The following is a 21,927-nucleotide window of genomic DNA, read 5'->3' on the forward strand; positions in this document are numbered from 1 at the left end:
GGGCAAAAAACTTGCGATCCATACGGAATTGAGCGTAAACTTTGCGTTGTTCCTCAAGAAGCTTCCTCCCCTTTTCAGTAAGCATGTACCTTTTCATTCCACTCTCCTCAGTCGGTACTCCCTGAATGTAGCCATCATCTTGAAGCCAAGATAACAGCGGATAAATAGAACCTGGACTGGGCTTCCAGCATCCATTTGTAAGCTTCTCGATTTCACTCATTATTTCCGAGCCTGAAAGAGGTTTTTCATTTAAAAGCTCTAAGACTTGATAGCGTAGAAAGCCCTTCGGTACTGTAGCCATATGCCTCGCCCAATGCCTAGACGGTGGGAGAGGCTGTTGAGGCGTATACTCGTCGTCGAACATTATATCACCTTTGATATCAAAATCGATATCACTCAACTATATAAACCTTCTGCTAAAACAAACAATACATTTAACGCTTGTATTCAACTTTTAGCCTCTTGAAGTTTCAATTTAACATACCCACATGGATGAGTGTGAGTAATATATGGGCATGTGACTGTGAGGTTGAAAATATGAAATCTTACGTTATGCCATAATGATGAGATTACATGAGAAAACTCTTTATATTTTCATTCCCAATGTATCTTACTTAACCTTTGTGATCTATCATGGAGAAGTCCATGAGGGTAATGGAAGCTACACTCATTGCATCAATAATCCTACTTTTAATCTTAATTTCATTTAGAGCTGAGCTATCCCAGATGGATAACTATGTGAACTCGTTGATTATGCAATATAGGATTCCATCTTTCGATCAAGTTGCCATACTGATTTCCATTATCTTCGATACGTATGCGTTAACATTAATATCAATATTCATTTCCATCATCCTCTATTTTAAGGGCTACTCCTACGACGCCATAATATTCGTTGGCTCCATGGCTGGGAACGCCATTACAACGCAAATCATTAAATTATATGTGGCTACCCCAAGACCACCAAACATGGTCATACCTGAATCCGGCTACTCATTCCCCAGTGGTCATGCATCATCAATAATCCCCTTCACAATAATAATTTTACACATCATTTTCAAAGGCGCCTCCCTACGGTCGAAGCCTCTGAAGATATTTGTTGGAAGCCTCTCTCTCCTATTGATACTTATAGTCTGCTTCGATAGAATATACCTAAACGTCCACTGGCTAAGCGACGTCATTGGAGGAGTCTTAGTTGGATTAATCTGGTCTTCAACAGCACTCCTCCTATTCAAAATTGTTGAACGAAATTTTAGATGATATAAGGATGTTTGCAAATAGGTTTGGTTAAATTTCACTTGCCTATTAGGAACATATGTTTTCCTCGTTCCCTTCAATGATCAAATGTATCTGGTATTAATCTACTTCCACGTTTAAGAATATTCTTATGAATACTCCTATGGTGAATGTTAAGCCTGCTATTCCTAGGCTGATTGCAGCCATTTCTAGAAATCTCTTTTTGAATGGTAGATCTCTTGCAACTGAAATGTAGAAGGTGAATAGGAAGATGACTATGATTGCATCCATTATTTCCAATCCTAGGCAAACGTAGGCGTCTGTGAGAATCAGGTATGGTGCTATTAAGAATAGGACTGTGATGATGTAGGCAATGCCTGTGTATGATGCTGCCTTTAAAGGGCTTCTAGCATCCCCCTCAGATTTAGTTGACAAGTATTCCGATGCAGCCATCGACAGCGATGCTGCTACTCCCGTAATTAATCCCGTCATTGCAACTATTCGCGTGTTTGGGAGGGCGAAGGTGTAGCCTGCAAGGGCACCAGTAAACTCCACCAGTGCATCATTCAACCCTAAGATCATAGAACCAACGTACTTAAGCCTTTCCTCATCAATTAAATCCATAAGCTGCCTTTCATGTTCATCCTCATCCCTCACAATATTTTTAGCTTCAGGTATAAACTCAGATATTCTTTCATAGGTTGTTTGAGCCTCCTCTTCCCCATTTTCCATAAGCTTTATTCCAAAAGTTATCCCAAAAATTTTCGAGATCAAAAGGTATTTCCAAACCTTCCACATGTTAGGCTTAACATCTCTATGCGTATATTTCTTCCAAAAATTATAGTGCCTTAGCTCTTCATCTGAAATGTGCTTTAAAACTTCCTTATTATGTGGGTCTTTCACTGATCGTGACAAACGTTCATATATTAAATGCTCCGTGATTTCGTTCCTTTGAGCATCTAATATGACCTTCTCAACACTTTTATCTAACATCATTCAAGCTATATGCCTCAATCATTTAATAAAGATGTTGCCACTGCTCTCTCATCTTATAAATGAACCATCTAAGTGAATGTGTAAGAGAGTCATATACCCTCTTTACCCCGAAGCATGTAGGAAATGTTCCGTTGGTTGCGCAATTAAAGTTTAAATACTGGTTGGAGGCTTCCTCCCAGCTTCAACAGCTATGAATCCAGCTTCCCTATAATACCCCCTCCTAGGAGCTTCGAAGTGTAATGGTTCTTCTGTTGGCTTCTGGAAGATGGTTGAGCATACATTTACTATTGTTAACCCATTCTTTATCAGCATATCCTCCAGCTCATTGAAGCTGTAGAATGTCGCGTTTTTGTAGAAAACGTTACCTTCCTCCCCCTTCTTCATGTAGAACTGTGCCCATGGACTTTCCCTTAATATCAATCCTAAAATGATTCTACCATCTTTCGATAATACTCTTGAAGCTTCACTAAGAACCTTTTCTGGATTCTCAACAAAGCATAAGGTTACTATAATGAATACGGAGCTGAACGATTCATCCGGAAATGGTAGCTCCTCACCAGATGCCCTCACAACAATTATACCACGCCTTTTAGCATACTCCAATGCCCTCACGGATATATCAACACCATACTCTATTCCCAAAGCCTTCGCGAAACGTCCTGTACCCACACCTATTTCAAGGGAAGGCCCCTTAAGATCGCGGCATAGAGATGCTATACAAGCCCTTTCAATTTCAAAAGCGGATTTCCCAAAGGGTGAGTCAAACCATGCATCATACCTCTCGACAAAATTGTCAAAAACTTGCATTACACGTATACTGTGTTGGTTATTCTTCCATCTCCCTTGAATCATAACATAACTCCAAAATAACATTTACAAAATTCTTTCTAAAAGTTAATTGTAGCATCAGACTAGTTCAGCCGAATTCGCATTTTTTCCCCACACTTTTCCTCTTGGTGAGATTACGGTATTGAAGGATGATTAAAACGTAAGTTGCCTTGTAAATATAGTCCTCAACATTAAGTATTTTCCCTAAAGTTTAATTCTAAAGTTTTTACAATTAATCAAATTTTCATAAGTGAATGCTACAACCTATATCCAGTATTAACTTATTAAACTTTACAGAAATCGTAATTTTAAAATGTTGAAAATCGATAATGAGGTATTTATTGATCATTTGAAAATGAGGAGTTTTATATGAGGACATCAGTATCAAGAATTAATATTTCTATAAACCCTGCAATAATCAGTAAGGGAAGGGAAGAATGCATTGTTAGATGGTATAAGGGTGAAAGTTTTGAGCATTGGGCTTTAAAGGTTGCTGGGGTTATAGAGTTATTAAGGCAAGGTTTTAAAGCTAAGGATATAGAGGTTGAAAAAGTTTTCTCTAAAAAAACTACATGTAGAGCAGACATATATGCGGAACAATACGAGAAAAGGAAAAGAAGGCAGATTTGGTTGGAATGTGAACCTACCTATTCAAAATTCGAGGAAAAAGTAAACAATATTAGGAAAATTTTCAGAGGTAAGGTGGCCTTTTTAATTAATTTTGAATGTTGGAATGATCTCTTAGAGTATGCGAGAAGTAGTGAGGATACTCAATTATGCACTTAGAAAAATTATCCCTAAAAATACTGAGGTATGGATTATTCATTTTGGAGAAGTACCTAGAGTTGCTTATGGAATGAGGCATCAAGGTAAAAGGATCATTCTCCTAGAGGGGGATTGGTCAGTAGAATATTATTTTAGAAAATCTGAATATGATAAAGTTGAGAAATTAAAAATATAATTAATTTATGTACTCTCCAGACATGAAATCCAGATAAATGGCAAAATTAGGAATCTCCAAACTTAGTGGATTTTCTCTATTGGCGTATTAAATTTGTATTTTGTTGAGCACCATATGGGATAGATGTGAATCTTATTATGAAATTTTGTGAAGTGGTTTCTTCTAATACATTCTCGAGCCCTATCCTTTACTTCGATTATCAGAAATGGTGTTAATAATAAGAGATGTGCTGAGCTAGTATTCATGATTTATTAAATTGGTGCGGGGGGTGGGATTTGAACCCACGAACCCCTTCGGGACAGGGTCCTAAGCCCTGCGCCTTTGACCTGGCTTGGCGACCCCCGCCCTCAACTTCTTTATTCTTAAATCTTAATGTTTAAATTTTCCTTTCATATTTCTTTCCTTTATTGATGTGTTTATGAGGATTGTTGTTGGCTCTGTTAATCCTGTTAAGGTTGAAGCTGTTAGGAGGGTTGCTTGTAGAGTTTTTGGGAGTTTTGATTTGTTGTCTGTGGATGTTGGGAGTGGTGTTTCCCATACTCCTATTGGTGAGGATGAAATTATTCGTGGAGCTATGAATAGGGCTTTAAATGCCTCTAAAATTTCCTCCGGAGATCTTTATGTGGGTATGGAGGGTGGTGTTGTTGAGAAGTTTGGGGTTTGGTTTGTCTCTTCATGGTGTGCCATTATGGATTCCAGTGGTTTTTGGTCTTTCGGTTGTGGTGGTTATATGCCATTGCCACGTAGGGTTGTTGATATGGTTTTGGGTGGGATGGAGCTTGGTGATGCCATTGATGCCATAAGTGGTTTGTCCCATACTAAGCTTGATGTTGGTGCCATTGGAGTTTTAACTAAGAATCTGCTTACTAGGAGGGATTCTTGGGAGACTGCATTGATCTATGCTTTAACATATAAGATTTCACCTGAATTCTACTCATAGATTCAGTAACACTTATCTATGCTTAATCATTTAATTAATTTTGGCGATGAGGAGTTCAGCCTTGGCTGAAGGTTGATGATGGATCAACCGGCTGAGCCTCCATCATACATTATTGTTAATTCTTCCATGATGGGGTTTTAGGGTTTTAATTTTAGGATGTTCACTACCGTATGCCCATTTACTTAATGTTTTCATGGGTTTATTGATCCTCAGCTACCAGCTTGTCTTCTTGTACACTACCTCTTCATCTATTCTAATTCCTCTATTCCATAGTTCTTTGAATAATTCCTCTATACCCTCCTTTGTTAATAGGTTTTCTGGTGGTATTACCCCCTTCCCCCTCACTTTGCCTTTCATGATCATTTTCGCTATTAAGGCAGCTGTGTATCCAGTTGTTCTGCCCATGGCTGTAACCTTCAATTCCCTATCATAGTAGTCTATTAGCTTGTATTTTGCTTCCACGTATACATCCCCCATATAACCAATAACTTCAACTATTAGTACTATCACATCCTCCTCTTCTTTCAGTTTCTCTTTCAGCATTTTTATTGTTAGGTCTACTGGTTTTACTTCGAGTTCGCCTATTTTTACTCCAGTTTTTTCGAAGAATCCTAATTCTCTTAGTGTCATCATCTTTTCTGCATGTCCAGGCCATCTTATTGTCTTCTCCCACATTTCCCTCACATTTCCCATGGTGTGTGGTAGTGTTGATAAGCCGTCTGTGTAGAAGCATTCTAGGGTGCCCAGTTCAGGTACTTCTATGATTTCAAGTCCAGATAGTGCCGGTACATGCATCATTCTTCCATCCATTATTATCCTTGCAGGCCTCGTATACTCATTTATCACGCTTTCTAGGGAGAAGAATAATCCATAATCTAGTGGGGGTTTTGGGTTTAATGGTATCCCTCCAACCCTTATCTTTATAGCATCAACTTTACTCATCCTATATGAACCGTATCTTGCTAGTATGTTGCTTAATCCTGGGGCTACACCGCATCCTGGGATTAGCATGACCCCCCTATCTTCAGCCCTCCCATTTAATTCCAATTGTTCTGGTTCGTATGCTAAGTCCACTGTGTTTACCCCTGCATCTATGCATGTTTCATCAACTTTAACCACTAGTTTGTGTGGTAAAGCTATTATGGCGCAATCGTATTTTGATACTATCTTCATTAGCTCCTCGGTTTTCTCAACGTTCATTTGTGTGGTTTTCAATCTTTCATCTTTAAGTTTACTCTTTGCTGCTTCAAGTTTCGATGAATCTACATCTAATATGCTCACTTCTTCTAAATCTTTGTCTCTTAGCATTTCTATGGCTGCAGCTTGACCCATTGGGCCGCATCCAATTATTATTGCCTTCATACAACTTCACGTTAACTATCTATATTTGGTTGCATGGTATATATAGGTTTATATTTGAGGTTGTGGGTAGATTTGTTGTGGGTTTATGTTCATGTTCAATTACCCTTACTTATGGCTTGGTGAGAATAGTTATTTGGATTATGCTGGTTTAATCGCCATAGTTATGATATTACTGTACGTTTACATGTATATGGTTCATGAGGATAAGGTTCGTATTGAAGTTACTGAGAAGGTTAAGGGGGATTTAATTCCAAGATTATCTTCAAATCTTGAGAGGGTTAAGGGTTGTTTGATGGATTTTGAGGGTGGGGGTGTTGTTTCAAAATCTCTTGTTGAGCTTTTGTATGATGGGTTGAGCGTTACTTTGCTTTCTGAATTGAATATGAGGGTTCCAAAATTTGCGGAATTGTTTAGGGGGTATGTGGATGACTTGAAATCCTTTGATAGCATGGTATCTTCAGGTAATTTTGATCGTAATTTTGCACTTGATTTCGCCCGTAAAATTAGGGTTGAGACTGATGCCTTATTATCTGAGGTTTCAAAGATTAGGGGGATGGATAAGCTTCCACATAGGCAGGGTGGCTTTTCATCTCTTAGGCGTTGAATAAATTGTTTGGTGCCTCGGCCGGGATTTGAACCCGGGTCTCAGGCTTTCCCCACGCTATTCAATTGTTGCTCGAGAGGCCTGAATACTTGACCGGGCTATACGACCGAGGCATTCTTCAAAATATTTGAGGATGGTTTATCCTTAAATTTTTTCCTTGAGCTTAGAAAACAATACTTCTATGTCCGCTTCATCGTTGTATATGTGTGGTGAAATTCTTATTCCACCTATCCCCGATGAACCTCTATATGATACTTGCATTCCCTCTTCCCTCATAATTCTAACTGCCTCCATCTCCCTTACATATCCCTTCCCTGTGGATATTGTCGTTATGGATGACCATTTATCTTCATCTTCAACGTAACCTAGAACTTTATACCCCATCTTCTCAGCTTCCTCAATTATCCTTCTCTTCAATGCTCTGTTATGCTTCTCTATTCTCTCAATTCCAATATTGTTTAAGTATTCCACTGAGGATCTCAATGCCTCTATTAAAATGTATGGTTTTCCACCACCCCAATCAAGTTTTGATGCTGTTTTAGATTTCTCCAAAGGTTTCCATGGGTCTTTATCTATTTTGGTCCACCATTTGCTCCATCCTTCAGTTGGCTCTTGGAAGTTCATTAGTGTTTGAGCTGGGGGTTCAAGTTCCTCCACAACCTCTTTATCCACGTATATGAATCCTGATCCTATAACATTGTTTAGTAACCATTTCTCTCCACCAACAGCCATGGCATCTATTCCAAGCTTCTTCACATTCATGTTTACTGCACCCACATGTTGTATTCCATCCACAACTACCAGCGCCCCCCTTTCATGGGCTATCTCGCTTATCTCCCTTATTGGTAGCATGAATCCATCAACCCATACTACACTGCTAAATATAACTGCATATGTTTTATCATCTATCAATTTCTCGAAGTCGGTTACATAATATCTTCCATCCCTATGCTTTACAATTCTTAATTCGCTGTGATTTCTTTGGCTTAATGTTTTTATTGCCATTGATATTGATGGGAACTCTAAGTCTATGCCCACTATGTTACCCCCCTCCCTTGGTTTTATTGAGAGCAGTATTCTTCTAAATCCATCTGTGGTTTGTACGCTGAATGATACTTCCTCATCATCGCATCCTATTAGTTTTGCAATCTCCCTCTTAGCTGGCTTTTCAACTTCTTCCCCTAAATCCCCCCATTCATCCACCTCCGTCTTTTCTAGGAATCTCCTTAAAGCTTCTGATGTTTGTTTTGGAATTAACCCTTGAGCTGCTGTGTTTAGGTATGCCTTATACCTCTTTAGGGCTGGGAAATCTTCTTTAACATTTAAGTATCTCATGTAATTAGATTTCAATGTATACCACATATATACTTAGTGATTCCTTTTTAAGTTGCATTTTTATCGATCATGCTTATAATGGTTGAAGTGGAGTTATGGTGCGGCGGCCGGGATTTGAACCCGGGTTGCTGACTCGGAAGGCCAGTGTCCTAGTCCAGGCTAGACGACCGCCGCTTCTAAATTAGAATTATAATTTCTGTTGAATAAATTCTTTGCTTCAACATTTAAACTCTGGCTTCGAAAGATTTTTAGATATCATTAGATATCTTTTCATGGTGTAGATTTTGGTTTTCTTGGAGTTCAGATTTCATGGTCGTGGAGGTCAGGGTGTCGTTACTGCTTCACAGCTCTTGGTTGCTTCAGCTTTTAGGGTGGGTTTGTGGGGTCAAAGTATACCGATGTTTGGTGCTGAGAGGCGTGGGGCTCCTGTCGAGGCTTATGCTAGGATATCCAATACACCTATTAGGAGGCATAGTCAAGTTTATCGTCCCGATGTTATTGCTGTTTTTGATCCTAAAATAATGGAGGTTGTGGATGTTTTGAGGGGGTTGAAGCCCAATGGCATCATACTACTGAATTCCCCTGAGGGTAAATTTGAACATGGGTTTGAGGGGTTTAGGGTTTACTGTGTTGATGCCACTGGTATAGCTGTTAAGCTTGGATTGTATTTTGCAGGTTTCCCAGCTGTGAATACAGCTATTGTTGGCGCTTTGGCTAGGGTTATTGGAATTCTCCCCTTGGAAGCTGTTTTGGAGACTATTTCATCCACATGGTCTGGTAAGGTTGGGGAGTTGAATGCTGAGGCAGCTAAGTTGGCTTACAATTCTATTGGGGGTGTTTGAATTGTCGCATATTATTCCAATATCCAAACCTTCTGAGGGGGCTTCAGGACTTACTGGTATTTGGAGAACATTTAAGCCTGTAATTGATGTGGGTAAGTGTAAGAAGTGTTTGTTGTGTTGGCTTTACTGCCCTGAAGCAGCCATTAAACGTGTTGGTGATGATCTTATGAGCGTTGAGGTTGATTATAGGTATTGTAAGGGTTGTGGTATTTGTGCTAATGAATGTCCATTTAAAGCTATAACCATGGTTAGGGAGGGGTGATGATGGCGAGAACTGAGATTTTAACTGGGAATTATGCGGTGGCATATGGGGCTAAGCTTTCCAGAGTTCAAGTTATATCGGCATATCCCATAACTCCGCAGACTTCCATTGTTGAGAAGCTTGATGAATTTGTTGAGAGTGGAGAGTTGGATGCGAGGTATGTTAGGGTTGAGAGTGAGCATAGTGCTATGGCTGCTTGTATTGGTGCAGCGGCAACTGGGGCTAGAGCTTTCACCGCCACATCCTCCCATGGACTCATGTACATGTCTGAACTTGTTTGGTGGGCAGGGCTTGGTAAGTTTCCATTGGTTATGGCTGTTGTATGTAGGGCTCTTGCTCCACCTTGGAGTATATGGTCTGAGCATAATGATGTTTTAGCCCATAGGGATAGTGGTTGGATAATATTCTTCGCTGAGGATAATCAGGAGGTTCTCGATTTGATAATTCAATCTTACAGGATTTGTGAAGATGAGAGGGTTCTGCAACCAGTTATGGTTGCACTTGATGCATTCATCCTGTCACATACATCCACACCGGTTTCCATACCTGAACAGAGTGATGTTGATGGATACCTGCCTCCACCTGGATCTAGGCGTAAACCATTCATACTTGATATAGAAAACCCATTGACGCATGGAAACTTAACTTACCCAGAATACTTCATGGAGTTTAGGTATGAGATTGAGAAGTCCATGAATTCTGCTAGGAGGGTTATTGTTGAAGCTGGTAGGAGGTATGGTGAAATTACTGGTAGATACTATGATAGTCTTGTTGAAGATTATAGGTGTAGTGATGCTGATGTTGTATTGATTAATGTTGGGTCATCTAGTGGTGATGCTAAGGAGGCTGTGGATTTATTGAGGGATGAGGGGTATAGAGTTGGATTATTGAAGCTTAGAGCTATTAGGCCCTTCCCATTTGAAGATTTAAGGAGGATTTGTGGTGGTAAGCGTTACATTGGCGTTTTCGATAGGGATTATAGTTTCGGTTATGGTGGAATCTTGCATTGTGAAGTTTCATCAGCGCTATCTGGAATTAAAGTTCCAGTTCAAGGGTTTGTGGGGGGTTTGGGTGGTAGAGATGTAACTGTGGATAACTATGTAAATATCTTCAAAATCCTAATTGATATGGCTGATAGGGGGGTGGAGCCAAAACCGCCTTTATGGGTGGGTTTGAGGGAGGTGGTTTAAGTATGAGTATCTCCATAAGGAGTTTAACATTAAATGAGTATCTTCTACCTGGTAACGCTGCATGCCCCGGCTGCCCAGCCACCATGGGTTTGAGGATGCTTGGTAAGGCCTTAGAGGGTAAATATGTCCTTGTAATACCTGCATGTTGCTCCACGATAATTGAAGGTCCATATCCTAAATCCTCATATGGTGTTCCAGTCTTGAATATTGCTTTTGCAGCATCCCCCTCAGCTGCTGCTGGTGTTAAAGCAGGCTTTGACGTTCTTGGTAAAGGGGATGTTCATGTGGTTGTATGGGCTGGTGATGGTGCAACTGCAGATATTGGTATGGCTTCCCTTAGCGGTGCTGCTGAGAGGAATGATGACATAATCTATGTATGCTATGATAATGAAGCTTACATGAACACTGGTATTCAGAGGAGTAGTGCAACTCCATATGCTGCTTGGACTACCACGACAATTACTGGTAAGAGTGAGCATAAGAAGAATTTGCCTATGATAATGGCTGCCCATGGAATACCATACGTTGCAACAGCTTCAGTTGCCTATCCACTGGATTTTGTGGCTAAGGTTAGGAGGGCTGCATCCATTAGGGGTATGAGATATATTCATTTACATTCTCCATGCCCAACTGGGTGGAGATTCCCAAGTGATAAGACTGTGGAGGTTGGTAGATTAGCTGTTCAAACTGGGCTGTGGCCATTATATGAGATCGATCATGGAGTCTTCAAATTGAGTGATATATGCAAACCACTCCTAGATAAGAGGAATAGGAAGCCAATTGAGGAGTACATTAAGATTCAAGGTAGATTTTCAAGGGTTAGCAAGGAGCAATTGGCTGAGTTGGAGCGTTATGTTGAAAGCTTATGGAATGAAATTGCATTGATGATTGAGAAGTCTAAGACCTCTGGAGCTGCGGGTTAGAGGATTCCATCAACATCGAAGTATATGAGTCTCCTGCGTGGAATTATGCTATTCGGATGTATTGTCGTTCCTGGAGCTATTATACTTCCACATCCTATGAAACTGTAGTCTCCAACCACTGAACCCATCCTATCCCTCCCAGTATCCACGTCAACCCCCTTAATCCTCATTTTCACTTTCCCCCCATCTTTAGCTTCATATTCGAATTTCACATCCCCCTCAATTATACAGTTTGATGCTATTATACTGTAACCTATCTCCACATTATTCATTATTACCGTATCATCCATTACTATGCTTCCAAGGATCTTACTTCCAAATCCCACTTCAACACGATCTCCTATATACGTGTACGGTCCAATTATAGATTTACAGCCAATTTTACTTTCAGCACCTATTATTACTGGTGGGTTTATTATGCAGCCATCCCCAATTACGCTTCCCAAGCCAATAAGCACTTTTCCATTATACTCCATTTTACTCATCTCCCCTTCATTTGCTTCCAGAAGGTCCCATGGCCTCCCAACATCTTTCCACCATTTTCCAGGTATCTTGCAAACTGTAATCCTTTCCCCATTTTTAATTAGTTCTTTGAATGTATCTGTTATCTCGTATTCCCCCCTCTTGGATATGCTTGTCCTATTTATTGCATTGAATATTTTCCCTCCCTCCATGACGTATATGCCTGCATTTATCTGTCTACTTGGCTCCATCCCCCTCTCAGGTTTTTCAACTATGTTTACCAGCATCCCATCTTGATCCACATCTAGAACTCCATAGTTCCATGGATCTTCCACTTCCGTGGATACTATTGTTGTTGCGGCATTTGTTTCTTCATGCCTATTTATTGCCTTTAATATTATTTCGCTATTAACTGTTATGTCTCCATATACCACTATGAATCTTTCATTGTCAACGTACTTTTCAGCCATCTTTATTGCATGTGCAGTTCCAAGCTGTGCTTCTTGAACTATGTAATTGATCTTCACTTTATACTTGCTTCCATCACCAATCATCCTTTGAATTTCATCTTTCATGTATCCAACTATTAACCCAATTTCCTCCACTCCAGCCTTCTTCAATTCAATTATTATCCTTTCAAGTAACGTTTTTCCAGCTATTGGGAGTAGGTGTTTTGGTCTATATTTTGTTAGTGGGTTTAGTCTAGTCCCCTTCCCAGCTGCTAGGATTATTGCTTTCATTTATTCCATATCCCCTCAACCTTTATTGGTTGCCCTGTTTTCGATGATTTCAGCGTTAGTTCACATAGGTATACTGCTATTAATCCATCCATCCCAGTTGCTATTGGCTCTTCTATTCCCAAAACCACATTTATGAAGTTTTCCAGTTCCCTCTTTAATGGTTCTTCATATTGTGTGTTTGGGATGTATACTCCATTGCTATTCTCTATCCTTATTTCTTGCGTTATGTAGTCTGCTACTATTCTCCCCTCACTTCCAGTTACTGTTAGTTCTCTAATCTTCTTTGGTGTAATCCAGTTGGCTTCTATTATCCCCGTTGGGTTTGAGTTGAATTTCAGTATTATGTTTGCATGGTCTTCATACTTGTGTTTTAGGCTTCCAGTAACTGCATATATTTCTGTGGGTTCGGCTCCAGTTATGTATCTCATTAGGTCTAGGTCATGTATTGCTAGGTCTCTTACAACTCCCACATCCCCCACCCTTTCAGGCCATCTTGAAACTCTCTTTGATGATATTAGCACAATTTCTCCAATTCTCCCTTCATCTATCATCTTCTTAACTCTCTGTACGGCTGGATTGTATCTTTCTATGTGGCCTACCATCAACTTAACTTTGCGTTCATTTGCTCTTTCAATTATGGTTTTTGCTTCCTCAACTGTTATGGTCATGGGTTTTTCCACCAGTAGGTTTTTCCCTGCCTCTATAACGTCTAATGCTATTTTTGCATGGGTTGATGATGGTGTGCATATGGTTACGGCCTCTATCTCCTTATCCTTCAACATTTCATGGTAGTCTGTGTAGACTTGTATTTCATACTTCTCCTTTACCATTCTTAGAACTTCTTGATTTATATCTGATGCAGCCACTAGTTTAGCCCCTTTCAGTTCGCTTAATACTCTGAGGTGGTTTCTCCCCCATGCTCCACATCCTATTACTGCAACGCCAACTTTATCCATCCATATCCCCCCTCAAAATCTTCATGATCACTTGGGTTGGATCTTCCATCCCCCTAATTATCTCGTCTGTTTTAACCTTATATCTGTCTGGATCCCTAATGACCTTCGATGCATATTCGTATGCTTCATTTATATCCCTTATGCTCTTTATTGGCAACCCCCTCTCCTCAAGCCATTTATTTACATGTATTTGTTTTGGGAATAGGCTTATTGATGGCGTCCCTATCAATGCTGATTCTCTAGCCATGGTTCCTCCGCCAGTTATGGTTAGTGTTGCGTATTTCATTATGCTCCTTGCATCCACAGCTTCCCTTGGCACTATGGCTCCATTGGGTATTGATTCATCATCGTATCTTGGTAGGTAAATCACCTTCACTTCTTCACCGAATTCCCTAATTATCTTCTCTATGAGCATCTTCACAGGCTTCCCATTCTGATCGTAGTATGATGCTTTATATTCTGCTTCCCTTGCAATGATTATTTTATCATTGGCGTTCAATCCAATTTCATTTAGAACTCTCTCATTTGGTTTGAAGTCCCTTATCCAAGCTAATTCGTCAACTCCATTGTATTGTATGATCTTCTCTTCATCTATTAGGTTTCTATATTCCTCCTTTGGTATAGCTCTTGGGGTTATCAGTATATCTGCTAGTGGTATTGTAAGTTTGTTCACATATTTTGAGTGTGGTGTGTCATTTAATAGTATTATTGGTATTGATAGTCCAAAGGCTACCCTTACGGCTTCTGGTGATGTTAGTGAGATATGGTATGATGGTTTATGCTCTAAACCCATTATTGTCTCTGCAAGTTTTATGCTCCTATTTAGGCTTGCCATAAGTTTTCCTTCAAGCTTCTCTCCACCATGCTTACCCACAATTATTGGGTTCAAATTGTATAGCTTATAGATTTTCGTTGTGTAATCGTATTCTCTTGTGGTTATTATTGATTTGTATCCTATCTTCCATGCTGCTTCCATGATCTTTATTGATAGTAGTGCCTGTTTTGGTGTTAATGCATCGATCCATATTGTCTTCAATGATATCTACCTTCATTTTAACTCTTTTTTACACTCTTCTAGTGAAAAACTCTACATATATATTTTTGCATCAAATAATGAGTATTGATGCAGAGCTCCGATTTTTATGATATTATCTTGAAGCTTAAATCCTTAGGCTTAACTGAGTATGAGGCTAGAGTTTATTTAGCTTTACTTGATAGGGCTGAGCTTACCGCTGAGGAGATTAGTAGCTTATCCAATGTTCCACTACCAAGAGTTTATGATGTTTTGGAGGCTTTGGAGGATAAGGGGTTTGTGAAGATCATTTCCGGTAGGCCTAGGAGGTTTGAGGCTTTAGATCCTAAATCTGCATTTAAGAATTACGTATCATACTTGAGGAGGAGTCTTGATAATGAGATATCCAATTTGGAGAGGATTTTCGATTCTCTACAGCCAATTTTGGAAGAGCATTATTATAGTAGTAGGTTGAAGATTGATCCAAGCTCCCTACTTGAGCCTATACCAGATTTACATGAAATGGAGGATAAGACTAGGGAGATGATATCTTCAGCTAAGCAGGAGATAATAATATTCTCACAGCTATTCACATGGTTCAATAAGATTGAGAAGGAGATTCATGATGCCCTTGGTAGGGGGGTTAAAGTTAGGGTTTTGATGAGGATTCTGAATCCAGAGTCTAGGGAGATATTTAATCGTCTTAAGAGGATGGGTGTTGATGTTAGGATTGCCTCTGAGGATTGGTATCCTGTTAGGGGGACTATTGTTGATCGCTGTAAGCTTATATTCCTCATATGGGTTCCAAGGGAGGAGAGGAGGTATTGGAGTCCAATAGTTTACAGGCCTCATTATACTGAGAATAGGGGGTTGATATCAATATTTCTTGATGCATTTGAGTATAGGTGGTCTTCAGCTTCCACTTCTTAAATCCTATTATACCTTTCAATGTACTTTTGAATCATTTTCACCCATATTAGAAGCCAGGACATTGCCATGAATGCGGATATCATAAGCTTTATTAAAGCTTCAAGGATTGTTTGGGTAGCCCCTCCATCCACCAATATCTTCAATGGAACAACCATCTTATCTATCATAACTATTAATGCTATCATCATAACCCATACTGCCACCATTATTAATGCTAAATCCCATATTCTATTCAAAGTCTTCATATTCTCACCAGCATTAGTATTGCCGTTATTACTCCCATTATTGAGGATATTGCGCATAGGGCGTGATAAGATTTTATTAGCTCCAGTTCAGTGGCCCTCCCCTTTCTGAGCATTAGGTTTGCCAGTGTTTTTGGAGCTTTTGGATTAGGGTTTGCCTCTATATATTCACCCACAACTTTAACGGGTCTCTCAGCTATCTCCCTCCTCTCCAATAATCCTCCAATACTGCTCAGTGAGTGGAATGCATTCATTATGAATGGCATTAGGACAGTTATTCCAACAATCTCCATTCTACCAAGAACAGCTATACTTCCAATGGCTGCTCCAAGCATTAAGCTTCCAGTATCCCCTGCAAAAGCTTTTGCAGGATACTTGTTGTAGTAGTAGAATGCTGATGAAACCCCCAATATTATTGCGGACATTGCAGCTTCATCCCATTGTCCAAGTATTATTGATGATGCCAGTAGGGATGCTGACATCATGGCGCATCCTCCTGACATCACACCATTATATGTGTCCATCATGTTTATGGCGTTGGCTGGCACAGCTATTGCAAATGGTAGTAGTATCCAGTAAACTATGGTGAGTCTGAACCCCCCTATTAATGGGGCTCTAGGTCTTCCGAGAACTATGTAGTTTGGGTATATCATAGACATTATGGCTATTGGTGTGAAGCATATTATTGTTAGTGCAGTTTTAACCTTAGCCTTGAGGGTTAATATGTCATCTATCATCCCTATAATTGCTGCTAGTGTTGATGTTAATGTGAATGCCAATATCTTTGGGTTGAATTGTATGCTTAAGAGTATTATTGATGATGCCACCAACCCTATTAGCATGCTCAACCCACACATTTCAGGTATTTCTGGTTTACTGGGCTTGTGGACGTCTATTCCGATGATGCCTAATTTGCGCATAAGCTTCATTATTAGTGGGGTTACCGCTAATGTTATTGTGAATGAGGCTATTAAGGCTATTGGCATCATTGTCAGCTACCTCTAATATATCTGCACATGTAAATCTTAAAATGTATTATCGCCCTTATAGTTTTAATGGTTGTAATGACTGGGTCTAGGGGTATTAGGGTTAGGTATGCTGGGGCTGTCAATTTTGCCTCGAAACTTTTTAGCACATTAACTGGACTTATTTTTGTTACGATGGTTTCTAGGAGGCTTAGTGAAGAGGAGTTTGGTTTATGGAGCTTCTTTGGTGTTTGGCTTCAATACTTTGTCATCCCCTCCACATTTGTGAATTATTGGGTTGTTAGGTATGCGAGTAGGGGGTTTAAGGTTGGTAAGACGAGTTTAATTTTAACTTCAATTTTAACATTGACTTCAATGCTGGTTTTCATGGTGGCTTCACAATACATATTATACTCTAATATAAGCTTAAGCTACTTGCAAGCTGTCATAATGGTTCTATTATTGCAGATACCAGCAGAGTATTTTGCATCCAATTTAGATGCCATTGCCACCGCCCTTGCTCCTGAATTTACCGGTTATGGAGGAATATTGTTGGAGATTGTTAAGCTTTCCTCAGGTTTTATACTCGTAAATTATTATAGGCTTGGACTTGTAGGTGCATTACTCTCATATGTTATTGCAAAATACTTTTACTCTTCCTTCATATTCATCATGTTTAGGGGGAGTTTTAGTGGAGGCTTTAATTCCAGTTTGGCTTTTAAATGGGTTAAGCTTTCATGGCTCCCAGCATACAGCATCATACCCGGTTACGTTAGAAGCTTGGAAACTCCCATCATAACATTCCTCATACGATTTCCAGATCCCTCAACCCCATTTAGGGTTTTAGCCCATCTTAAGGCTGTTAGCACGATATCTTCAGTTATATCCTATGCTGGTATGCTGTCATCAGCTTTATACCCAAAGATTTTGAGTGGGGGTTCTAGGGAGGATGTGGAGTCTGCTTTGAAGTATGTTTTGATGTTTGCATTTCCAATGGTGTTTGGGGTTTTAGCCATGTCTGAAACCTTCCTCTCCCTGCTTAGAGCTGAGTATGCAGTTTCCCATCAGGCTTTGTATCTTGGAGCCATAAGCGTTCTCCCATCACTGGTTGCAGGTGTTCTATCAAGTGCCATAATAGGTTTTGAGCGCGTTGACGTCATGGATAATGTTGATTTGAGGGATTACCTAGCCAGCAAATTGTTCACGTATCCCTCCATATCCCTCACATTAAATGTTCTTTACATAATCTGCCTATACTTGGTCTTCAATGCTGTATCACCATTTATATATAATCCATCAATGCTTGTCTCTATATGGATTCTGCTGGGTTTAATAATTAATTTGATTCTATGTTTAAAATTCTATTTGGATTCTAAACGTATTATGGGTGTTAGGTTTCCATGGGTTAACGTTTCAAAGTATATGTTTTCCTCAGTCATCATGTTTTCCACGCTCTATTTGAGTGGTTTTGGCGCTGTTGTCTCAAGGGAGTTTGTTGAGGTATTCAAGTACTCTCTTTTTGGTGTAGCTCTTGGGGCAATGGTTTATGGTATTACTTTGATGGCTTTTGACGTGGAGTTTAGGGGGTTAATTCAGCATTCCATATCATGGTTTAGGAGTAGGATTTTAAAAGGTAAATTTATATTTTAGCACCCCAAATTAGTCTTGTTCACTGGTAGTGGGAATCCTTGGGTAAGTATAAGTATGTGTCTTTTGGGTTGCGGGTATCCATTTTAGCAATAGACCTATGTATATTAGTCTTATTCTCCCTATCCTTATACACAATATCCACAGGTTTAATGGGCATTATGTCCAATCCCAATGAATCCATTAAGATCGATTTAGGCTTTAATGATGTGTCTAGGGAGTATTTTATGATCATTAGATTGAATGCTGTTAATAATGGGTTTGTGGATATGAATGTGAAGTTTGATGCATCAATATGTACTGCCAGTGGGGTTGTTGTCAGATCCGCTTCCAACTCCACAACTATTCCACCCCACAGCCTAAAGACATTGAGTTTGAAATTCACCCTTACTGAATCTGATGTTCTGAAGTATGGTTTTGATGTGAACCCTCCATATATGAATATGGGTTTGGAATTTAGAGTTATCTCTAACTTGTTTGGTTTGAGGGTTGATATTGGTAATGTGAGGATTGGTGGTGGGTGAGTTGGGTAAAATTTTAAGTGCATTCATACGTACGATTCCATCAATTATAGTTAGGGTTTTAATTCCAATTGGGATGATATATGCATTATCCCTTATGAATCTACCTCAAGAAGTTTTATCGTATTTGAATGAAAATCTTGGATTGTACAGCTTCTTTTATGGTCTTGCCGCGATGGGCATTGTAATATCCTTGCTTTCCTTTGTGGGTGGCATTTTGAATCCTGGTTCTCGTGGGAGTTTGGTTGTTTCACTGTTTAGAGTGTTTTTATCCATTTACTTCTCATTGTACCTGGTTACGCTTGGTAACATTGGGGGTATGGGTAAGCTTACATTGAAATTCCCCTTCATATCTCAACCCAGCATAATGGTTTCCCTTGATTATACCATTGTGGTGTACTTGGTGATTGTGGCAGGTTTTCTATCCATTTTAAAATGTGTTTTTGATTGGGTTAGTGCTAAAAGGTCTGGCGTTTAGAATTTGCAATTATTGTTTTTCAATACTTGTATTGGGCCATATTCCCCCTCAAACCAGCCTATGGTTCTATTTAAACCATCTATTATGTTGATTTTGGTTTTGAATTCCTTTGGTTGTGGTAGGTTTGGCGGGTCTGCTTTCTCAGCTTTCTCATCGAAGTTTATTTTGCATAGTCCATTTACCCCTATTAGTTCGGTTATCCTCTTTAGGAGGGTTTTGTTGTTTATGGTTACATCCTTCACTAAGTATATTGCTCCTCCCCCTACACCTATATTTCTACTCAGCACAGCCCTTGCAGCATCATCCACATATATGTAATTCCTCTTCTCTTCTGGGTGTAATGGGATTTTTATGTTCATGCAATCCTCCTTTAACTTCTCCAGTACTTCGAAAACTACTCCAACGTTAACTCTTTCTCCATAAACTTCCCCAAAATAAATTATCTTCCACATTTTAGTTTTGCAATTTTTTAGTATGTTGCTTAATCTCTCTATTTCCTCCCCGGATTTGGGTGTGTGTTGATATACTGCTATTGTAAAGTTTACCATGCCCCCTCCAATCGACTCCATAACTCTATTTAGAGTTTCCAGAGTCTCCCCCCTCTTCTCATTGAATATTTTCAGTGGTATTGTGAATATTATTTCGGGGGATCTTGATATATAGTCTTCGCAAATCTTTGCATTTTCACCATTAATCATCTCTGCTTCGTATTCTTCTGAGTTTATTTTGCTGGCGCCATATATGTTCCAATAGTATGGTGTTTGATATCTTCTGTTTAGTCTTTCAATCACTTTGTCTGATAGTGGGTCTCCACCGATTATCAATGTGGATTTCACTTTATAATCCCATCAAATCATTTTATGAGGATTGTTTTATAGGGCTTTTTATTCACTTTTGATTTAAAGTCTATATGGGCTTATAGCATGGAGATGTACTTGTTCATCTAAACATTTAATGTTTAAATCTAAAATGATTTGGGGTGTTTAAAATTGTTTATTCCTTTTTTTCCCCTTCCCCTTCCTTCTTCTCTCCGCTTTCCCCCTTCTCTATCTCTTTCATTTCCTTTTCTATTTCTTTCTCTATTTCTTCTATGGGTTTTGGTGGTGGTGTTGTGGCTAACGTGTATCCTATCCATGCTACTATTAGCCCCACTGCTGCCACTGCTATGAATAGTGTTATCTGCATTATTATTAGTGGGTACATGTAGATTAGGTATCCGTAGACTATTATTCCTATTATGCTTGCTATTAGGAGTATTACCCCTATGATTTGATCTTTACTCATGTTATCATCATCTCTTAAATTATCCTTAAAATATTATTCAAAATTAATATTTAACGTTTCCCATTTTTACAGGCTTTTTGGGGGTTTGGGATTTATGAATTTATTTTAAATTTTAAAGTTTCACATTATGTTATTTGGTGTTTTTGTTGAGGGTTCTGGTTACTGGTGGTGCTGGTTTCATTGGATCTAATGTTGTTGGTAGGCTTTTTAAGGATGGCTTTGAAGTTTATGTTGTTGATGACTTCTCCCGTGGGAGTGTTGAGTTTTTGAAGCCTTATATTGATTCCGGTTTGAGGGTTTTCAAGCTTGATGTATCCTCCCCATCTTTTGTATCAAGTCTTTCCGGTTATAGGTTTGATGTCATAATTCATTTAGCTGCTTTAATAAGTGTTGAGGAATCCAATCTGTTTCCGTATAGGTATCATGAGGTTAATGTTGGTGGAACTTTGAATGCCCTTGAACTTGCGAGGAGGGTTAATGCTGGGAAGTTTATATTTATGTCTTCAGCTGCAGTTTATGGTGATCCAGTAACTCTACCTGTTAATGAGCTTCACCCATTGAATCCAAAGTCCATTTATGCTGCCAGTAAGGTTGAGGGTGAGTTGCTTGTTGGGGTTTATCGTAGACTTTATGGGGTTAAGTCTGTTTCCCTTAGGCTTTTCAATGCCTATGGTCCCGGTCAAAGGCTCAGCGATTATTCTGGTGTAATTAGGATATTTATTGAGAATGCTTTGAGGGGGGTGCCTCTAACAATTTATGGTGATGGAATGCAGACTAGAGATTTCATTTACATTGATGATGTTGTTAAAGCCATAATGTTATTCGTGGAGAATAGTGATTTCAATTTTGATGTTTACAATGTTGGTAGTGGTGTCCCCACTAGGATTATTGATTTAGCTTCAATGGTGATTAAGCTGGTTGATAAGCATATCGAATTGAATTTTGCTCCTGAAAGGCCTGGTGATGTTAAGTTTAGTTATGCTGATATCTCTAGGATTAGGGGGGAATTCAACTTTAATTGTAGTGTGGATTTACGTGAGGGTTTGGCTAGAACAATAAGTTACGTTTCCAAGCAAATGGGAGATTTATCATTATAAATTTTTATACAGCCCATACGACATTATCTATGTGGTTTTATGGAGAGGGTTGGGGTATTCATTTCAGTTTATGGTGCTAGGGAAATCTTTGAATTGCTCAAAATATATTCCAGT

At 39.3% G+C, this 21,927-nt stretch carries 26 protein-coding genes and 3 tRNA genes; 14 read left to right on the forward strand and 15 right to left on the reverse strand.

What is annotated here, in order from left to right; genetic code table 11:
* Positions 1–400: PadR family transcriptional regulator (locus tag MRT15_RS04570; protein WP_304328352.1), on the reverse strand; the 400-nt coding region annotated here is incomplete at its 3' end.
* A 233-nt stretch (positions 401–633) separates the two neighbouring features.
* Between MRT15_RS04570 and MRT15_RS04575 the strand changes: the two genes are divergently transcribed.
* Complete coding sequence (locus MRT15_RS04575) at positions 634–1,260, forward strand: phosphatase PAP2 family protein (protein ID WP_304328353.1); 627 nt, start codon at positions 634–636, stop codon at positions 1,258–1,260.
* Between the two features lie 96 nt (positions 1,261–1,356).
* On the opposite strand, the gene MRT15_RS04580 is transcribed toward MRT15_RS04575, so the two are convergent.
* Together MRT15_RS04580 and MRT15_RS04585 are read right to left on the reverse strand one after the other, a co-directional pair.
* Positions 1,357–2,232: a VIT1/CCC1 transporter family protein gene (locus MRT15_RS04580; protein WP_304328355.1), complete on the reverse strand. Its 876-nt coding sequence runs from the start codon at positions 2,230–2,232 to the stop codon at positions 1,357–1,359.
* Positions 2,233–2,382: 150 nt separating this feature from the next.
* Entirely contained in the window at positions 2,383–3,084 is a 702-nt protein-coding gene (locus tag MRT15_RS04585; RefSeq protein ID WP_304328356.1) for a class I SAM-dependent methyltransferase, read from the reverse strand.
* 345 nt (positions 3,085–3,429) lie between these two features.
* On the opposite strand from MRT15_RS04585, the gene MRT15_RS04590 reads away from it, so the two are divergent.
* The gene (locus MRT15_RS04590; protein ID WP_304328358.1) at positions 3,430–3,846 is read left to right on the forward strand and encodes a hypothetical protein; all 417 of its coding nucleotides are present in this window, start codon (positions 3,430–3,432) and stop codon (positions 3,844–3,846) included.
* Positions 3,821–4,021 (forward strand): hypothetical protein, encoded by a 201-nt coding sequence (locus MRT15_RS04595; protein ID WP_304328360.1) that lies wholly within the window; start codon positions 3,821–3,823, stop codon positions 4,019–4,021. Before MRT15_RS04590 ends, MRT15_RS04595 begins: the two co-directional genes overlap by 26 nt.
* Before the next feature lie 257 nt (positions 4,022–4,278).
* Here the strand turns inward: MRT15_RS04595 and MRT15_RS04600 are convergent.
* A tRNA-Leu gene (locus MRT15_RS04600) sits at positions 4,279–4,366 on the reverse strand.
* A gap of 73 nt (positions 4,367–4,439) precedes the next feature.
* Here MRT15_RS04600 and yjjX point away from each other — a divergent pair.
* Positions 4,440–4,961, forward strand: coding sequence for an inosine/xanthosine triphosphatase (gene yjjX, locus MRT15_RS04605; protein WP_304328361.1), 522 nt, complete (start codon positions 4,440–4,442; stop codon positions 4,959–4,961).
* A 213-nt stretch (positions 4,962–5,174) separates the two neighbouring features.
* Here yjjX and MRT15_RS04610 read toward each other — a convergent pair whose 3' ends face one another.
* Complete coding sequence (locus tag MRT15_RS04610; protein ID WP_304328363.1) at positions 5,175–6,323, reverse strand: saccharopine dehydrogenase family protein; 1,149 nt, start codon at positions 6,321–6,323, stop codon at positions 5,175–5,177.
* A gap of 91 nt (positions 6,324–6,414) precedes the next feature.
* On the opposite strand from MRT15_RS04610, the gene MRT15_RS04615 reads away from it, so the two are divergent.
* Entirely contained in the window at positions 6,415–6,927 is a 513-nt protein-coding gene (locus MRT15_RS04615) for a hypothetical protein (protein ID WP_304328364.1), read from the forward strand.
* A gap of 10 nt (positions 6,928–6,937) precedes the next feature.
* Here MRT15_RS04615 and MRT15_RS04620 read toward each other — a convergent pair.
* The 3 genes from MRT15_RS04620 to MRT15_RS04630 form a co-directional block, all read right to left on the reverse strand.
* Positions 6,938–7,040: transfer RNA gene (locus tag MRT15_RS04620), tRNA-Glu, on the reverse strand.
* A gap of 31 nt (positions 7,041–7,071) precedes the next feature.
* Positions 7,072–8,277 carry an aminotransferase class V-fold PLP-dependent enzyme gene (locus MRT15_RS04625; protein ID WP_304328367.1) on the reverse strand — a complete coding sequence of 402 codons (1,206 nt, stop codon included), beginning with the start codon at positions 8,275–8,277 and terminating at the stop codon, positions 7,072–7,074.
* A gap of 81 nt (positions 8,278–8,358) precedes the next feature.
* Positions 8,359–8,436: transfer RNA gene (locus tag MRT15_RS04630), tRNA-Gly, on the reverse strand.
* A gap of 119 nt (positions 8,437–8,555) precedes the next feature.
* Between MRT15_RS04630 and MRT15_RS04635 the strand changes: the two genes are divergently transcribed.
* Genes MRT15_RS04635 through porB form a run of 4 tightly spaced genes read left to right on the forward strand, consistent with a single transcriptional unit; the run spans position 8,556 to position 11,479 of the window.
* Complete coding sequence (locus tag MRT15_RS04635) at positions 8,556–9,104, forward strand: 2-oxoacid:acceptor oxidoreductase family protein (RefSeq protein ID WP_369684948.1); 549 nt, start codon at positions 8,556–8,558, stop codon at positions 9,102–9,104.
* Positions 9,097–9,366, forward strand: coding sequence for a 4Fe-4S binding protein (locus MRT15_RS04640; RefSeq protein WP_369684949.1), 270 nt, complete (start codon positions 9,097–9,099; stop codon positions 9,364–9,366). Before MRT15_RS04635 ends, MRT15_RS04640 begins: the two co-directional genes overlap by 8 nt.
* 2 nt (positions 9,367–9,368) lie before the next feature.
* On the forward strand, positions 9,369–10,556 hold the full coding sequence (locus MRT15_RS04645; protein ID WP_304328372.1) for a transketolase C-terminal domain-containing protein: 1,188 nt from the start codon (positions 9,369–9,371) through the stop codon (positions 10,554–10,556).
* A gap of 2 nt (positions 10,557–10,558) precedes the next feature.
* Entirely contained in the window at positions 10,559–11,479 is a 921-nt protein-coding gene (gene porB, locus MRT15_RS04650) for a pyruvate synthase subunit PorB (protein ID WP_304328374.1), read from the forward strand.
* Here the strand turns inward: porB and glmU are convergent.
* Genes glmU through MRT15_RS04665 form a run of 3 tightly spaced genes read right to left on the reverse strand, consistent with a single transcriptional unit; the run spans position 11,476 to position 14,673 of the window.
* Positions 11,476–12,681, reverse strand: a complete 1,206-nt coding sequence (gene glmU, locus MRT15_RS04655) for a bifunctional sugar-1-phosphate nucleotidylyltransferase/acetyltransferase (RefSeq protein ID WP_304328376.1) — start codon at positions 12,679–12,681, stop codon at positions 11,476–11,478. The genes porB and glmU overlap by 4 nt on opposite strands.
* Positions 12,678–13,637 carry a Gfo/Idh/MocA family protein gene (locus tag MRT15_RS04660; RefSeq protein WP_304328378.1) on the reverse strand — a complete coding sequence of 320 codons (960 nt, stop codon included), beginning with the start codon at positions 13,635–13,637 and terminating at the stop codon, positions 12,678–12,680. The genes glmU and MRT15_RS04660 overlap by 4 nt, the downstream gene beginning before the upstream one ends.
* Positions 13,630–14,673: a DUF354 domain-containing protein gene (locus MRT15_RS04665; protein WP_304328380.1), complete on the reverse strand. Its 1,044-nt coding sequence runs from the start codon at positions 14,671–14,673 to the stop codon at positions 13,630–13,632. Before MRT15_RS04665 ends, MRT15_RS04660 begins: the two co-directional genes overlap by 8 nt.
* A gap of 87 nt (positions 14,674–14,760) precedes the next feature.
* Here MRT15_RS04665 and MRT15_RS04670 point away from each other — a divergent pair, with 87 nt between their 5' ends.
* Positions 14,761–15,579: a TrmB family transcriptional regulator gene (locus MRT15_RS04670; RefSeq protein ID WP_304328381.1), complete on the forward strand. Its 819-nt coding sequence runs from the start codon at positions 14,761–14,763 to the stop codon at positions 15,577–15,579.
* On the opposite strand, the gene MRT15_RS04675 is transcribed toward MRT15_RS04670, so the two are convergent.
* A complete protein-coding gene (locus MRT15_RS04675) occupies positions 15,576–15,824 on the reverse strand; it encodes a hypothetical protein (RefSeq protein ID WP_304328383.1) in 249 nt (82 codons plus the stop codon). The genes MRT15_RS04670 and MRT15_RS04675 overlap by 4 nt on opposite strands.
* Entirely contained in the window at positions 15,821–16,810 is a 990-nt protein-coding gene (locus MRT15_RS04680; protein WP_304328385.1) for a glycosyltransferase 4 family protein, read from the reverse strand. Before MRT15_RS04680 ends, MRT15_RS04675 begins: the two co-directional genes overlap by 4 nt.
* A 75-nt stretch (positions 16,811–16,885) precedes the next feature.
* Here MRT15_RS04680 and MRT15_RS04685 point away from each other — a divergent pair, with 75 nt between their 5' ends.
* The 3 genes from MRT15_RS04685 to MRT15_RS04695 are packed head-to-tail and all read left to right on the forward strand — an operon-like array spanning position 16,886 to position 19,432.
* Positions 16,886–18,436 carry a hypothetical protein gene (locus tag MRT15_RS04685; protein WP_304328387.1) on the forward strand — a complete coding sequence of 517 codons (1,551 nt, stop codon included), beginning with the start codon at positions 16,886–16,888 and terminating at the stop codon, positions 18,434–18,436.
* 38 nt (positions 18,437–18,474) lie between these two features.
* Positions 18,475–18,957 carry a hypothetical protein gene (locus tag MRT15_RS04690; RefSeq protein ID WP_304328389.1) on the forward strand — a complete coding sequence of 161 codons (483 nt, stop codon included), beginning with the start codon at positions 18,475–18,477 and terminating at the stop codon, positions 18,955–18,957.
* Positions 18,947–19,432: a hypothetical protein gene (locus tag MRT15_RS04695; protein WP_304328390.1), complete on the forward strand. Its 486-nt coding sequence runs from the start codon at positions 18,947–18,949 to the stop codon at positions 19,430–19,432. The genes MRT15_RS04690 and MRT15_RS04695 overlap by 11 nt, the downstream gene beginning before the upstream one ends.
* On the opposite strand, the gene MRT15_RS04700 is transcribed toward MRT15_RS04695, so the two are convergent.
* Positions 19,429–20,268, reverse strand: coding sequence for a hypothetical protein (locus MRT15_RS04700; protein ID WP_304328392.1), 840 nt, complete (start codon positions 20,266–20,268; stop codon positions 19,429–19,431). The genes MRT15_RS04695 and MRT15_RS04700 overlap by 4 nt on opposite strands.
* A 157-nt stretch (positions 20,269–20,425) precedes the next feature.
* Positions 20,426–20,716, reverse strand: a complete 291-nt coding sequence (locus MRT15_RS04705; protein WP_304328394.1) for a hypothetical protein — start codon at positions 20,714–20,716, stop codon at positions 20,426–20,428.
* 146 nt (positions 20,717–20,862) lie between these two features.
* Here MRT15_RS04705 and MRT15_RS04710 point away from each other — a divergent pair, with 146 nt between their 5' ends.
* Positions 20,863–21,813: an NAD-dependent epimerase/dehydratase family protein gene (locus MRT15_RS04710; protein WP_304328396.1), complete on the forward strand. Its 951-nt coding sequence runs from the start codon at positions 20,863–20,865 to the stop codon at positions 21,811–21,813.
* Positions 21,814–21,927: the final 114 nt, after the last annotated feature.

It is taken from the genome of Candidatus Culexarchaeum yellowstonense (genome assembly GCF_024707025.1).
GTDB lineage: Archaea > Thermoproteota > Methanomethylicia > Culexarchaeales > Culexarchaeaceae > Culexarchaeum.